Here is a 15,242-nt window from a genome sequence, read left to right on the forward strand (position 1 = left end):
ATTTTTAAATTTTAAATTTTAAACAACTGAAACTATTTTTTATGCTTCTTTGATTCGGCTTTCTTTTTTACAGTTTCTACAAGCTCCAGATAACTCTTATTTCGTCTTTCAAGGTCGTAATTATCGAAAACGTCTCCATTGCCGAACATACGGGGGTCATGCTGTTGTTTCAGTTTGGCAAAAAGTTCTCTTTTAAGTGCTTCTTTTTGTTTCGAATGCCCTTTCTCTTCTGCCAGGTTATTGAGGCATTCCGGATCTTGAACAATATTGTACAATTCTTCCTGAGGGCGTTTCCCATAACATAAATCGAAAATCAGAGTTCCCGGTTTTTCTTCCAGGGTAACCGATTTGGTCGGACTCCAATCGGTATCCCTATAGCCCGTTTCCGGTTCTCCACAGGGCCAACGGTCCGGTTTAAAATTGTACATATACACAAAATCACCCCTATGAATGCTGCGTACGGGGTAGCCCCAACCGTTCTGCCTTACACAATCGTTCCGCTCCCGGCCGGTAAGTACATAATCTCGCTTCCCGGATTTATTTTGAAAAATATCGAATAGGCTTTTACCTTCTATTTCCTGCATATTAAATTTTCCCCGTGGAATATCGGCGATTTCTAAAAGTGTTGGTGCTATGTCAGCAAAACTTGCAAACTCATTTACGTCCCTTCCGGGTTTAACAATGCTTTCAGGCCAATTAACCACGAATGGAACCCTGGTCGCAAATTCATGAGGGTGCCCTTTATATCTGGGAAAAGGCATGGCATTATCTGAAGTAACAATAATAATAGTATTCTCGAGCTCCCCAATGTCACGGAGATGTTCAATGATATTTCCCAAATGACGATCGAAGTATTCCACCTCAATAGCATAATCAAGAATATCATGTTTAATGGCTTCGGACGCTCCCCAAAATGTTGGCAGGAAATCCAAATCTGAGAATTCCTTACCGTGTTTCACTCCCGATTTAAATTCATAGCCACGATGGGGCTCTTTGCATCCATACCAAAAAAAGAAAGGTTCATCTTTCGGTTTTTCTTCCATAAACTGTTTGAAGTTACCTGTATAATCGAACTTATGGATGCCCTTAGCCGGCACCGACTCAACTTCCAGTTGGTTATAAGGTTTTCCAGTTAGATTCCTGCCTTTAGGATGAATACCGGGGTTCCATCCCTTACCCGTAAAACCGGTAAAATAGCCGTTATCTGTTAGCACTTCCACCACACTTTTAAACTTAACAGGCCAGGTTGGCTGGTGATTGGCAGCTTCTTCCAGTTGCCAGGGGTTTCGTCCTGTTAATATAACAGCACGGGAAGGCGCACACTTACTACTTGGTGTATACATCCTGTTGAACTTTAACCCCGTATCCGCCAACTTATCTAAATTAGGTGTGTTCAAAAACTTAAAACCGTAAGCACTTGCGTGGGACATATCATCAGCGATGGCAAAAAGAATGTTCGGTCTTTTTTGAGCGTTAGAAAAAAACGTTAAACCTAAACAAACGACTAAAAAAGTGCATTTAACATGTTTCATATTACATCCAGGCATCTAATGTCTTTCCACTTTTAACACATAGGCAAAATCGCATGGCTTTTCTTTAGGGAACACAATAGTCAAGCTTTCGGCATTTTGGGTCCATTCCAATTCGGCATTGCTTCCCAACAGGCTTATCTTTTTTATTTCTCCGGGATACAATTTACCGTTGTAACCTAAGGCTTTGATATCCAATACTGCTTCCGGCCAATCTAATACAATAGCATATACATCGCCGTCCTTTTGCGTGTATCGGATATCTTCCGATGTATATTTAGGAATTTCGGTTCCTTTATTTTTACCCTGACCGTGGTGCCCTTCATTCTTGATAAAGGCCGGTCCTTCGCCGTAAATAGTCCATGACGTGGTACCATAGATGGCTTCGCCGTTCAGTTTTAACCAATCCCCTATTTTATAGAGTTCTTCTTTAACGTTTTCAGCAAAAGACCCATCGGCCTTAGGGGGTACATTTAATAAAATCCTACCGTTTTTTGAGGTGATATCGACCAACATATCCACTAATATATTGGCATCCTTGATGTAGTTTTCAGGATTGTAGAACCATACTGTGGGCCAGGTAATATGTTGTTGCATGTTGATATCTGCCATCCAGGGATCGAATTGCAAACCATCCAGATTGCCGTTCTCAATATCGCGCATGGCCACTCCCGGAGGAATATCGAAACTCTTGTATACAAATTCTACTTCTTTGCCCCAGTCTAATGCCGCATTAAAATAGGAACTGATATATTCTTTTTGAATGTCTTCACGGATGCCATCAATAGCAAACTCGCGTTCGGTTTCAACCACTTTACCACCAACCAACTGCTTTCTCAGTTCAGGCCCAACGGTACCTCCAAAACCAACATCTACCCATACCATATCGGGCTGGTGTAATTCATAACCTTCTTTCATTCTCTCTAACCAACCATTTAAATATTCTGAATTATAACGGCCTTCTGGCGTATGCACTCCGGGCGTATTCCCCCTTCTTTTGTAATTCCCTGTGGGTTCCAAATAGATTTGGTTTGTTTTGCTCATAGGCCCCCAAAGAGTAGAACTATGAAAGGAGGCCATAAGCTTCATATCTGTTTTTCTTATCTCCCTGGCCAATTCGCCATATATATCAATTTCAGGGCCTTTTTTAGCCGTGTTCCAATCGGTTATTTTACTGTCCCAATTCAAACAACCATTCACATGCCATGCTACCGGCCCTGCAAATTGAGCCCCTGCTCTTTGAAATAAATCCACCCATTCCTTAGCATTAAACTTTTCACCCTTCCAATTCTGAATGGCTTCATGGTCCGGCATATCGTTTTGTCCGAGTTCAAGCTTTACCGACTGTGCTCCCCAGTGGGAATAAATACCAAATTTGGCATCTAACATCCATTGTGGGGTATCGTGCTTTTGCAGCGAATTCCAATCGGCTTCGTAGTATTCCTTAGATTCTTGTTTAACAACTTGATTCGTTTGTTTTTCTACACATCCGCAAGCAAGAATCATTACTAAAACTATAAATACTGCTTTTTTCATCTGTTTATTTTTTATTGTTTTTTATTTGTCAGATGTAATTCGCCATTAAACATTTCGGTGGGTATTACCGTTTAGTTATTATGGCTCATTTCATATGTCTTATTTTTTCAGTTTTGATAAATCAATTTTAAGTACAGCGCCATTGTTTTCTCTTCCTTCTCGCATTATGGCATTAAATAAATATTCGGGGTGTCCGTCCTTCCATAGAACTTGAACCCTTTCATATCGACATTTTTCACACACCGGAAAATAACGATCCCCTTTATGATGTCCGCGTTGATATGCGCCCCATTGTAATCCGTCTTCAGATTCTAAATAGAGTCCGCTATACCAATCAAAATTTCCCATATCCCTGATCAGACAGTGAAATTTTCCTTTGTAATAAAACATGTAAGGATCTTCTGTTTGTCCACCATATTCAGGGAAGTCAATTATGGGATTCCCCTCATATTTTACATAAGGACCTTCCAGAGTTTTTGACATAGCTACTCCTGTTTTTCGTCTATCATCATTACGCCTGTCCCATGCACGATAGTAAATCCAATAGTCTCCACCTGGGTGTTTCATAAAAGATGGATTAACTGTACAATACCCATCCCAGGCCATGGAGTCTTTGGCAACTTCTATTACCGGTTTATCAAATCGTTTCCAAGGACCATAAGGTGAATCTGAGATAGCCATTCCAACTCGCTGTGTATTAGCGGCTTTTGCTCTGGTTCTCCAATTATCTTGTTTTAGTGTATCATTTCCAATATATAAAAGCACATATTTACCATCCACTTTTGAGATATTGGGGTTATGAATGGTATGCGCATCCCATTTCCCTTTTCTACCTTCCATGATAATACCTAATTTTTTATAAGGCCCTTCCGGATGGTCTGCTACAGCATGCCCAATTTTACTATGGGTTAACCAATGCTCATCTTTGGCCCATGTTGAGTAAAATACATGCAGCTTACCTTCATCATCATAAATAGGAGCACAACCCCAAACCGTGCTGTCTTTAGTTTCTAATATAAATTCACCCCTATCGGCAAGACTTTTTGTTATCCAGGAGTCTTTTAGTATGTCTTTTTTTTGAGCATAACCTATAGTAGTTAAGCATAAAAAGGTTAAACTCAAACACCATATTTTGTGTTTGTCAGTAGTCATTATTTTTTACAGGATTAATATTTTTTAGCTGAATGTTTTTAGTGTTTTTTGAAACTATTCCCGATTGAACTCCGGAAGAAATATCAAATTTTATATCTTCAAATTCACTATCCAAAACGTCGTCCATAACAATGGCCGGACGGTCATCGTGGTTTCTCAATTCCATAGTTATATTCTTGAGCTTAAGTCCTTTTACGTGGCGTAAATACATACCATAACTTGGTAAGACACCAAAGAACAGTTGTTCAGGGTAGCGGGCTTCATCTTCCGGAATGACACGATCCTGAACATTCAAATCGCCAAATCCGGTATAGGAGAAATGGATATTCTCCATAGTTATATCTTCAATGTAATGTCCCGGTAAACCGGTTAACATAATACCTTCGGTTGGTGGGTCAATACGTCCTGTTAGGCGGCCCTCGATATTTTTAAAAACCACGTTTCTGATCTTTCCCACGGGTCGTCCTTCCGGTTTGACATCTGTTTTATAAACCTGTTTTATGGATTTTGAATAGTCTCTTCCACGATTCCCTAAACGCAGAAAGATAGGCCCGCCACAGTTGAACATTTTCACATCTGATATCTCAACATTTTCAATGATAGCCCCATCTACTGCCAATAGTTTTATGGCGCCATGTCGGCTATCAAAAAACTGGCAATTTTTAACCGTGATATTTCTGAAGCCTGTTTTTGAAGCGGTTCCGAATTTTAGGGATGCCCAATAACTACTCACCGTGCAGTTTTCAACATAGATGTTTTCGGTCACCTTATCTACACTACTCTTTAAGCAGATAGCATCGTCTTCCACCTGAAGGTTACAATCGGTGATCCTAATATTGGAGCAGCCGTCGTAATTCATACCGTCATTGTTTCTATTCTCTTTATTATAAACCGAAGTTTTATGAATAAAAACCGAATCACATTCCCTGAAATACATACACCAGGAACCTGAATTCTTGATGATGGCGTTCTCAAAACGTACATTTTTACACGCTTCAATCCTAAACAGTTTAGGACGCTCCGGGCTGTGTTTAAACATATAGCCCTTACCATTTATTTCGGACCGTGGGTGTCCCAGGATAGTAATGTTTTCCTGACCATGTGCATAAAACAGGCATTTGGAAAAGTGTGGTTCTTCTGTGGCTACAGGTACTTCGGCATAATCCTTTAAATCAGAACTTCCAAACAACTCGGTATTGGCTTCCATTTTAAACGTCACATTGCTCCTTAAAAACAAAGTTCCGGTAACGTAAGTTCCTTTTGGTACGATCACCGTTCCGCCTCCATTTTTATGGGCAGCATCAATAGCTGCCTGAATGGCTTCAGTGCTTAGTTCTTTATGTGACTTTTTCGCTCCGTAATCCAGAATATTATACTCCTGAGCGCTAAGTGCCAAGAAAAAAAACAATGTTAATGCCGTTAACAGTTTTGCTTTCATTCCTACCGGTTTGATAGATTATAGTATTTCCAGAAATCAACGTTAACCAATTCGTCATGTGACTTATCCTTTAATTCGATGGCCTTTTGCTTCATTCCTTTTCTCATTTCAGCTACCTTGTCGGCATACTCCGGAAAGTCCGCTAAATTGAAAGCTTCCCATGGGTCTTTGGTAACGTTAAACAATTGAGTTACTCTGGAACCAGAGATGATGTCACCGCGCTTTCTGTCCTTATCAGGAGCTCGCACGTATTCTATCAGTTTATAATCTCCCTTTCGGTAGGCTCTCTGATGTTGACGGTAGGCATGATAGGTATAATCCCTAACCATTTCCGTTTCATTGTTTATGATGGGTAACAAGCTTTTACCTGTCACTGATTTTGGGGTCTTTAATCCAATCATATCACATAGAGTTGGCAGAATGTCGTAATTATAACAAAAAGCGTCCTCACGTCTGCCTTTATTAGCTTCTTCAATCAAGCCTCCGGAAAGAATGAACGGAATGTGTACGCCATCTTCATCATAAATACTTTGTTTCCCCAGCAAACCATGGTTACCAACGGCCAGCCCGCTATCTCCGGCCATGACTATAATAGTGTTTTCATATTGCCCACTTTCTTTCAGAGCCTTGATCACCCTTCCTATTTGCGCATCCAAATGGGAAATAATGGCATAATAATCAGACAAGTGCTGCTTGGCTATTTTAGTGGTTCTGGGCCATTCTGCCAACAATTCATCACGTAATACAATATGCCCATTATCAAATGGATGTTGTGGCATATACGAAGGCAACAGCGCTATGTCTTCTTCAGGGTACATATCCTTGTACTTTTTTGGAGCTTGACGGGGATCATGTGGTGTTGGAAATGCCAGATAATGAAAGAATGGTTTTTTCTTATCGTACTCCATTAGGAACTTAACGCTTTCATCTGCTAACACTTTGGATACATGGGGCCCTGTTTTTTCTGTGCCGGTTGGACCACGTTTATCATCTTTGGTTAACGGACGGCTCACCACCTCGCCTTTATCGTTATATTCCAACAAATAACAATGCTCTCGTTTGTAATTACCATTAGGTTCCCAATCGTGATAAGGCATTCTGTATTGATCCGTCAGGTAGGCTGGTTTCCCGGAAACCTTAGCACCATCGTTGAAAGAACGTGCCAATGACTTCATATCCTGATGCCACTTACCAACATGATAAGCATAATAACCGGCCTCCATGAATAGTTCTCCCATGGTAGTGTGATCCTCAGGAATGTCGAACCCCCTTCCTTTCAATTGAAACAAATTCCTCCCTGTGAGTAACATCGCCCTGCTGGGCACACAGGTAGCTCCGGAAAAGGAGCCTTGCATATAGGCATTAGTAAAGGCAATACCGGTATGTGCCAAATTATCTAAAGTGGGGGTTACTACAGCCTGGCCTCCTAAAGCATGGACACCACTATACCTATGGTCATCAGTATAAATAACCAACACATTAGGCTTCCCTTCAACACCCCTCAGGGCAGGCTTTTTTCTCTGAGCTTGTAGTTGTAAGGTCATTAACCCTAACAAACAAAACGTAATCAATCTTATTGTCATTCTATATAATTTTATATCTACCTGATAAAATTAAAACTCAAACAGGTTTAAAGGGAAAAATCACTTACACAATAACTACACGCACAGAGGCTACAACTACATTTTAACTACATTTAACCCATTTCTAATGTTGAAAAACCCATAACCATACCAGCCTTCCCTATGAAAATCAAACACTTAAGAACCTAGCCTATTCAAGCTGCCGAAGTACGGCACTACATTTTGTCCCTAACTATTCTAAACCACAGAGCGCATTTTAATTTTAGTTACCTAACAACTACCAATCCTTTTAAAACACTTGGTTCCTGACCTTGATGATTGATAATGATTCTGAGGTTAACAGGATTATTCCTTTCTTGAATCTTCTTTCCCCAATAAGACCAAATATTGTCCTCCAATCCATTATTTATATGTCTGGGTTTTACGGCATCAGCACCCCAAACATCAGATCTTAACTCCCCAACATCAGGCAATGGCAAAAACCTATCCATAAATCTACCTCCATAAACCAAACCGTCCCAATCTGTAGGTCTGGAACGTTTCACATCCTGGACCTGAAGCAACAATGCCAACGATATAAATCCTAAAGCCATGGTAAACAGAAAGTGCTTCTTAAGCTTGTATTTACTTGTTAAGTTTGTCATTTTTTATATTAATATGTTATTCCCAGGTAAGTTTATCTACACTCACTCCTCTATAAGGCCATTCCACGCTGGAAATGTACCAATCGCCATGTTCGTCCTGAAAAATTTCCGGAGCGTGGGACTTTAATGTGGTAATTTCCTTTTCATGGTCTGTTCCAAAGTGCAGGGTATCCTTGGAGTGGTACACATAGGTTTTATTCTGATAGGCTCCCTGAATATCCCGGCCATCCCAATTGCCGTCCCAGGAACAAACAAACAGGTAAAACGAATCATTATGAAAAATTAACGAAGGCGACTCCGGATCAAATTTATTGGTTGTTAAAATGGTTTGAGATTCACTCCAATTCATTAAATCTTTAGACTGGCGCATTCTAACACTTTTTTCTGAACAGTATACTATGTAATAAATACCATCATGAAAGAGTAAATTAGGATCACGTGCGCCGCCTTCTTCATCGAACAATTCACCTTTTGGAATCCATTTATGTAAATCTGACGACACGGCCAGACGAATGGGACTATGCCCATAGACCATGTTATATAAGCCGTCCTTTTTTACAATGTACGGTGCATGATTGGCTAACACTTCTCCAGGCCGTTCTTTAGGAGCCAAAATTTTTGGTAAATCCTTATAATGAAACTTCGTTAGGGTCTCTTTAAAATTTGTATCTGATGATACGGCATGAAAGGATGCATACTCCCCTTCATGAATACTTCCCTTTAAAGGTTTTACATCAACTAAAGGATGCGTTATCCCAAACACATGCCATTTACCTGCCTCATCTTTTATAAAAGCATGGTCATTGGGCACCCATTCGTCGTACCATTTCCCTTCTTTTAAATGCTTGGTGTCCGGACCGAAAAAATAATCACCATCCGGTTTATAGATCCAAACAAAATTATTGGACTGCTTAGGGATTAACACTTTTTCTTCCACTACATTCTCGCATTGAAAAAAAGAAAGGGAAACAGCTAAAAAAAGGCTAAGTCTTAAACTTCTCATATAAAAATTACTGGTTTTCATCTGTTTATTTATGTTGCTTTTTGATGGTCTGATGTCATTCCTCATTGAATATAAAGGTTAGTATCGACATCCTTTTATGACGCATTTCAAAATATAAATCTCCTGGTCGACTTTATTTAAAATAAAGCAACAGTTGCATTATACAACTCGAAATTAATAACTTATCTAAGATTAATAAGACACATATCAATTGAAAAGCATAGGAAATGGTCAAAAGATTGTCCTTTGGGCAAAATTTAGATTAACTGATATTGAACATTATCCTTCCAAACAACTAATTAATACCAAAAAAGACTCCAGTTACATCGAAGCCTATTGATATCATGTCATCCGACTTCATTAATTCTCACCTCTCTTATTGTTGTCATATTTCTCGCAGTATTATGTAGCTGTGTACATATATTCTAACCTTATAGACTTATGTTCTACAATAGAAACCAACTACATTTTAGTTTTGCTTAACGATTGAACCTTATATCCGTAAAAATATTTGGTTTTCTAAAAAAACAAAGTGATGGGTTATCTGCAATGACACCAGTCACATGTGAAAAAGTAAATAAACTATGCTAGAAAAACTTAAAATTAATAAATCGATAATTTCAATACTCACCCTGTTTATATGCCTTGGCTCTTATGCAAAAGATATTTATGTTGCTAAAAATGGTGATGATAATAACGATGGGACCATAGATAATCCCTATTTAACCATTTCTAAAGCAGCAAGTGTGGCCGTGGCAGGTGATGTGGTCTATATAAGGGAAGGCACCTATGAAGAAACTTTAGCTCCTGCAAATTCCGGAACTCCCGGAAATCCGATTATTTTCCAATCCTATCCGGGAGAAAAAGTCATTATTTCAGCTATGCAAGCCTTATCCGGGTGGACCCAAGATAGCGGTTCCATTTATAAAACAACTATTCCCTTTACTGATTTAGGGCAGGATAACTTCGTTGTAAATGACAAAACAGCTTTAAATTTAGCCAGATGGCCTAATAAAACAAGTGACGACCCATTTGCGCTTAACTCCCTTAGAAATACCGGAGGAAGTAATGGCGATGTAATTAATGGTGCTTATTTAACAGAGTCTACAATTCCCGGAATAGACTGGACCGGAGGTGCCCTTTGGTTCTACGGAGACAGACCCGGTTCCGGTTGGTTGGCCTGGAAACGTACAATTACCAGCAGCTCTGCCGGAAGAGTTAATTTTAACTTTACCGCCACCGATACCTGGGTAAGAACCTTTCATCCACCGGCCGATTTGGGGGATTTCTATCTGGAAGGTGTAAAAGCTGCTTTGGATTATGAAAACGAATGGTACTATGACAACAATACTAATGAATTATTTGTTCAACTACCCGGAGGTGCTGCTCCGGAAGATGGTAAAGTACATATGCGCAGGCGTCGTGAAGCCATAAACATAAAAGATAAAAGTTATATCCAAATTAGAAATTTAGCTGTTTATGGCGGCAATATTAATATGGAAGATTCTTCTACATGGCAAGCTAATGGAAATAACCGCACCACTAACAATGTGCTTTACGGGGTTTCGGCATTTTATGCCAACCATACGCAAGGAGTAACAGACGGATCCCGAACTGGAAAAGCATCTGTTAAGGTTCAGGGATCTAATAATACTGTTGAAAAATGTGAAATTGCCTTTAATTCCGGAGCGGGATTAGACGTTAGAGGAAACGACCATACGATTAGAAATAATTACATCCATGATTTTGATTTTTTAGCAAGTTATGACGGCCCTTTGATTATCAGAGGAATACGTAACACACTGGTAGAGCGTAATACAGTTTTTAATGGAGGTAGAGATGCCATTCAATATAACGGAGACAGTAATGAGATAGCTTACAATGATGTTTACAAAAGTAATCGCTTAGCAGATGACTGTGCCTTATTTTATACGGTTGGCCCAAGAGAAGCACTGACAGAAATTCATCATAACTGGTTTCATGATACAGATTCTCCGGGAACCAAATACAAAGCAGCAGGCATTTATTTAGATAATAGTGCTTCAAAATATTTAGTGCATCACAATGTAGTTTGGAACACGGAATGGACAAACATTCAAATAAACTGGGATGGAGCGGATATTGAAATCTATAATAATACGCTTTGGAACGGATCTGAAGTCATGGGTGCATGGCATAAAGAGGGTACGCAGTTCACCAACGTAAAAGTTTGGAATAACTTGTCTGACGACGATAATTGGGAGCCTCAGTCTGATAAACAAAATAATTTAACGGTTACAGCCGATGTTTTTGTTAATGCCTCCAATGGAAATTTCCAATTAAAAGCAGGAGCTTCACCTATTGACCAGGGTAGAGAGATAGCAGGTATTACCGATGGCTTTAATGGTGCTAAACCAGACGTTGGCGCATATGAGAATGGAGGTAATAATTGGACCGCCGGAATTGATTGGGAGCCACTTTATAGCCCGACAGGGAATGGATGTTACGGATTACCGGGCGAAAATTGTATACCTTTTGATCCGAATGATGATGATAACGACGGTGTTGCTAATGCCGATGATTTATGTCCTGATACCCCATTAGGAAGAACCGTTGATGTTGATGGTTGCGAGATTTTTACCTTGGCTGCCGATAATTTCAGGGTCAAAGGCATGGGTGAATCGTGTAGAACCAGTGATGATGGTGCTATTTCAATTACTTCTATAGAAACAACGCTTCAGTTTACAGCTAAAATCACAGAAACCGGCGCAGAAAAGGATTTCACCACAAGCGTTGAGTTTACAGATTTAAGTGCCGGTAATTATACAGTGTGCATTACTACTACAGCCGATGCCAATTACGAGCAATGCTTTTTTGTAACTATTGTAGAACCGGAAGATCTGGCGGTAGTTTCAAAAATTGATAACTCTAAGAATCAGGTGACTTTAAATTTAAGCGGAGGCTCTACCTATAGTATCAATTTAAATGGCGAAATAACCTATACAAAGCGAAGCCAAATAACACTGAACTTATCAAAAGGTTTAAACAACCTTTCTGTAAAGGCAGATAAAGACTGTCAGGGGCAGTATGACGAAATGATACAGGTATTTGATGACATAACTATTTTCCCTAATGCAGTAAAAGATCATTTTACCATAGCATTTGCCAATGAGGTAAAATCATTGGTAAATGTTCAGGTAGTTTCAGCAACAGGAAAAGTAGTGATCAATAAAGCACAGCCAGTAACGGGTCAAAGCATAACCATAAATACACAGTATTTAAGTGCAGGTATGTATTTTGTATCTATAAAAGGCCAAAACATTAACACCCAATCTAAAATTATAAAACAATGATATATAGTAAATATTTAAAAGGAAGTTTATTAATAATACTACTAGCCCTTTTTAGCTGCAGTGGCGGTGGTGGAAGTGATGATGGTGGAGAAACAAAGATTCTTCCTCCGGAAGCGGCAGTCTTAGTCTCTCCGGAAAAGGATGAAGAGTGTAACCAGGGGAATGTGGTCTCTGATACAGAAAGCAGAGTCACATTTCGATGGAATGCGTCTGCAAACACTAATAACTATACACATGTTTTAAAGAATTTAGATACTGATGTTACTACCGAACAAAGCACGGCCACTACATCAATAACCTTAACAATTGGAAGAAATGTGCCTTATTCCTGGCAGGTTATATCTAAATCTAATAAAACGACTACTACCGCAACCAGTGAAACGTGGAAGTTTTATAACGCCGGTGAAGGTGTAGAAAATTATGCCCCGTTTCCGGCAGATTTAGTAGAGCCGGCTATGGGATCCGAAGTGCCATCTCCGGTTACGTTGAGTTGGAGTGGTAGTGATATTGATGGTGATATAGCTTCTTTTGATGTGTATTTGGGTACGGCCAACCCACCAACTACCTTACATGCTAACACAACAAATATGAGTATAGCGGACATAGCATTAAATGCCGATACTGTTTATTACTGGCGTGTCATAACTACTGACGAGGGTGGTTCTAATTCGCAATCACCGGTTTTTGAATTCAGGACAGAATAGCTGTTTCAGTCAGTTTGCTTTGAGGGAACATTAGCATGGTAATGTCTTCTGTCCGGGCGGACGTTAACAATGACGAGATCAACGAACACCTTTTGGTTGGTGAATGGATGCCAATAATTGGAGCGAAGTTTAAGACCTAAGGCCTTTGCCAAAGGAAATATTGGAGACCTCATTGGGCCAAAAGGCAAATCCGATTTTGGAATACGAGGTGCAAGCATTTGCGAACATCCTTTTGGAGGCAAAAACGAAAAACTCATCCCTAAGAATTTACCTGTTGACTATTCAGAAAGCTGTTATTTTGTTCCTTACATGGTAAAGGGCATTCAAAGTATTCAATTATCAAATCACAAAAAGGATCTAATCACAACTTCCAACAATTAAGAATTCACATGGCAAATTGACTATCAGCACATCTTCCATATGTATTGAAGGCCCCAGCCAATTGCCTCTTTTCCTTACAAAATGTCGGCAATAACAATGTATAGCCTTGCGAAAGCACATTAGTACTAATAATTTAGACATTAGTTTTAGTAGCCAACTCCATTCACTTTTAGCTTTGTTTAAAATCATTTTTTGAGCATTCCATTTTTGAAGGCTCCATCAATGAAAACAAAGTAATGAACAAAACACATAATTGTTGATCCTATAAGGGCATGCTAAAGCACATAATCACCATATTAATCCTAATACTTTTACTTGGTTCCTGCAGTAAAAAAGAAGCAGCGGTCATTAGCAAAAAGCCCAACATCCTGTTCATTATATCTGATGACCATACCACCAAAGCATTAGGCGTATACGGCGAGCGATTGGCCACTTTGAACCCAACCCCGTCTTTAGATAAACTGGCCAACGAAGGGATGGTATTCACCAATTGTTTTGTAAACAACTCCATATGCGTTCCCAGCAAAGCTTCCATTTTAACAGGTCAATACGGCCAAACCAACAAAATACTGGCCCCCGAAAACACCTTAAGTTCAGATAGGCAATATCTACCCATGGAAATGAAAAAATTAGGTTATGAAACAGCACTTATCGGCCATTACGATTTTACCGCTACACCTAATTTTGATTATTATAACATCTTGGCGCATACCGGAAATCAGGAATCCAGTTTTAATCCCTGGTTAACCGAAAATAGCCCAAAGTACAGTCCCGGAACCGATTATATGAAAAGGAAGCAATATAAGGGGCATAGTTCTGATGTTATAACGGATTTAGCTATAGATTGGTTAAAACATAAAAGAGACCCCCATAAACCGTTTATACTATTTCATCAATTCAAAGCAGCGGAAAACAATTTTGATTTCGCCCCGCGCTACAAAGACTATTTGGACAATTCCTATGTTCCCGAACCAGCCAGTTTATATCACAATGGAAATAACGGTTCTATAGCCACCAGGGGCAAAAATGACTCCTTAGTGCACCTAATAGGCACCTCACTGTCCGGTAGAAATAAAGGAGATCTTATCTGGACCAGAACTCCAGATACCTCCCCTACCGCATCTAATACCAAAGTCCAATCCACCGACACTTTTATTGATAATGAACACAGGCACCAAACTTACCAGGCATACACTAAAAATTATTTGCGGTATATCAAAGGCATTGATGATAACGTCGCCCGATTGTTATTATATTTAAAGGAAGCCGGTTTGGATGAAAACACCATAATCATTTACACCAGTGACCGGGGCATCATGCTTGGAGAGCACGATTATATTGATACGTCCTGGATGTATGAAGAATCTATTAGAATTCCATTTTTCATAAAATACCCTGAAAAAATAAAACCGGGTCTTAAAACCGATGCCATCGTCAATAATACCGATTTTGCCCCAACCATAATAGAGTTGGCAGGAGGCGCCACTCCCGAATACATGCAGGGGCATAGTTTCAAACACATTCTGGAAACAGGCGAAGAACCTAAAGGTTGGCAGCAATCCACTTATTATAGAAATTGGACGCATATGACTCCCAACCACAATAACCCTGCACATTTTGGCATAAGAACCAAAAAGCACAAACTCATTTTCTTCTACGGAAAAGACAGGACCAATGGTAACAACCCAAAGCACCAACAACATAAGGATAGTTCAAAAAACAAAACAGTTGCGAATACGCCCGTAGCCTGGGAGCTCTATGACCTAAAAAAAGATCCCGAAGAAATGAATAACATATACTATAATCCGGAATACAAGGATATTATCAGCGATTTAAAAAAACAATTGATCGCAAAAAGAAAACAGTTAAATGAAGAGGATTTTGAGACTTTCCCCCACATTCAAAAGATAATTGATCAACATTGGAATGATTAAAAGCCT

Annotated in this window: 11 protein-coding genes; 4 read left to right on the forward strand and 7 right to left on the reverse strand. The window is 39.5% G+C overall.

What is annotated here, in order from left to right:
* Positions 1-32: 32 nt before the first annotated feature.
* The 7 genes from Q0983_RS00865 to Q0983_RS00895 form a co-directional block, all read right to left on the reverse strand.
* Entirely contained in the window at positions 33-1,532 is a 1,500-nt protein-coding gene (locus Q0983_RS00865) for a sulfatase (RefSeq protein ID WP_299547307.1), read from the reverse strand.
* Positions 1,533-1,547: 15 nt separating this feature from the next.
* On the reverse strand, positions 1,548-3,065 hold the full coding sequence (locus Q0983_RS00870; RefSeq protein WP_299547309.1) for an alpha-L-fucosidase: 1,518 nt from the start codon (positions 3,063-3,065) through the stop codon (positions 1,548-1,550).
* A 99-nt stretch (positions 3,066-3,164) separates the two neighbouring features.
* Positions 3,165-4,217 carry a glycoside hydrolase family protein gene (locus Q0983_RS00875; protein ID WP_299547311.1) on the reverse strand — a complete coding sequence of 351 codons (1,053 nt, stop codon included), beginning with the start codon at positions 4,215-4,217 and terminating at the stop codon, positions 3,165-3,167.
* On the reverse strand, positions 4,207-5,655 hold the full coding sequence (locus tag Q0983_RS00880) for a glycosyl hydrolase family 28 protein (protein ID WP_299547313.1): 1,449 nt from the start codon (positions 5,653-5,655) through the stop codon (positions 4,207-4,209). The genes Q0983_RS00875 and Q0983_RS00880 overlap by 11 nt, the downstream gene beginning before the upstream one ends.
* 2 nt (positions 5,656-5,657) lie before the next feature.
* Positions 5,658-7,238 (reverse strand): sulfatase-like hydrolase/transferase, encoded by a 1,581-nt coding sequence (locus Q0983_RS00885; protein WP_299547316.1) that lies wholly within the window; start codon positions 7,236-7,238, stop codon positions 5,658-5,660.
* A gap of 266 nt (positions 7,239-7,504) precedes the next feature.
* The gene (locus Q0983_RS00890; RefSeq protein WP_299547319.1) at positions 7,505-7,882 is read right to left on the reverse strand and encodes a hypothetical protein; all 378 of its coding nucleotides are present in this window, start codon (positions 7,880-7,882) and stop codon (positions 7,505-7,507) included.
* 16 nt (positions 7,883-7,898) lie between these two features.
* Positions 7,899-8,906 (reverse strand): family 43 glycosylhydrolase, encoded by a 1,008-nt coding sequence (locus Q0983_RS00895; protein ID WP_299547322.1) that lies wholly within the window; start codon positions 8,904-8,906, stop codon positions 7,899-7,901.
* Positions 8,907-9,469: 563 nt separating this feature from the next.
* Here Q0983_RS00895 and Q0983_RS00900 point away from each other — a divergent pair.
* The 4 genes from Q0983_RS00900 to Q0983_RS00915 all read left to right on the forward strand — a co-directional run bounded on the left by Q0983_RS00900 (position 9,470) and on the right by Q0983_RS00915 (position 15,236).
* Complete coding sequence (locus Q0983_RS00900) at positions 9,470-12,217, forward strand: right-handed parallel beta-helix repeat-containing protein (RefSeq protein WP_299547325.1); 2,748 nt, start codon at positions 9,470-9,472, stop codon at positions 12,215-12,217.
* Positions 12,214-12,921: a hypothetical protein gene (locus tag Q0983_RS00905; protein ID WP_299547328.1), complete on the forward strand. Its 708-nt coding sequence runs from the start codon at positions 12,214-12,216 to the stop codon at positions 12,919-12,921. The genes Q0983_RS00900 and Q0983_RS00905 overlap by 4 nt, the downstream gene beginning before the upstream one ends.
* Before the next feature lie 117 nt (positions 12,922-13,038).
* Complete coding sequence (locus Q0983_RS00910) at positions 13,039-13,302, forward strand: hypothetical protein (RefSeq protein WP_299547333.1); 264 nt, start codon at positions 13,039-13,041, stop codon at positions 13,300-13,302.
* Between the two features lie 272 nt (positions 13,303-13,574).
* On the forward strand, positions 13,575-15,236 hold the full coding sequence (locus Q0983_RS00915) for a sulfatase-like hydrolase/transferase (RefSeq protein WP_299547336.1): 1,662 nt from the start codon (positions 13,575-13,577) through the stop codon (positions 15,234-15,236).
* Positions 15,237-15,242 lie beyond the last annotated feature (6 nt).

The organism is Seonamhaeicola sp., from assembly GCF_028281565.1.
Classification (GTDB): domain Bacteria; phylum Bacteroidota; class Bacteroidia; order Flavobacteriales; family Flavobacteriaceae; genus Seonamhaeicola.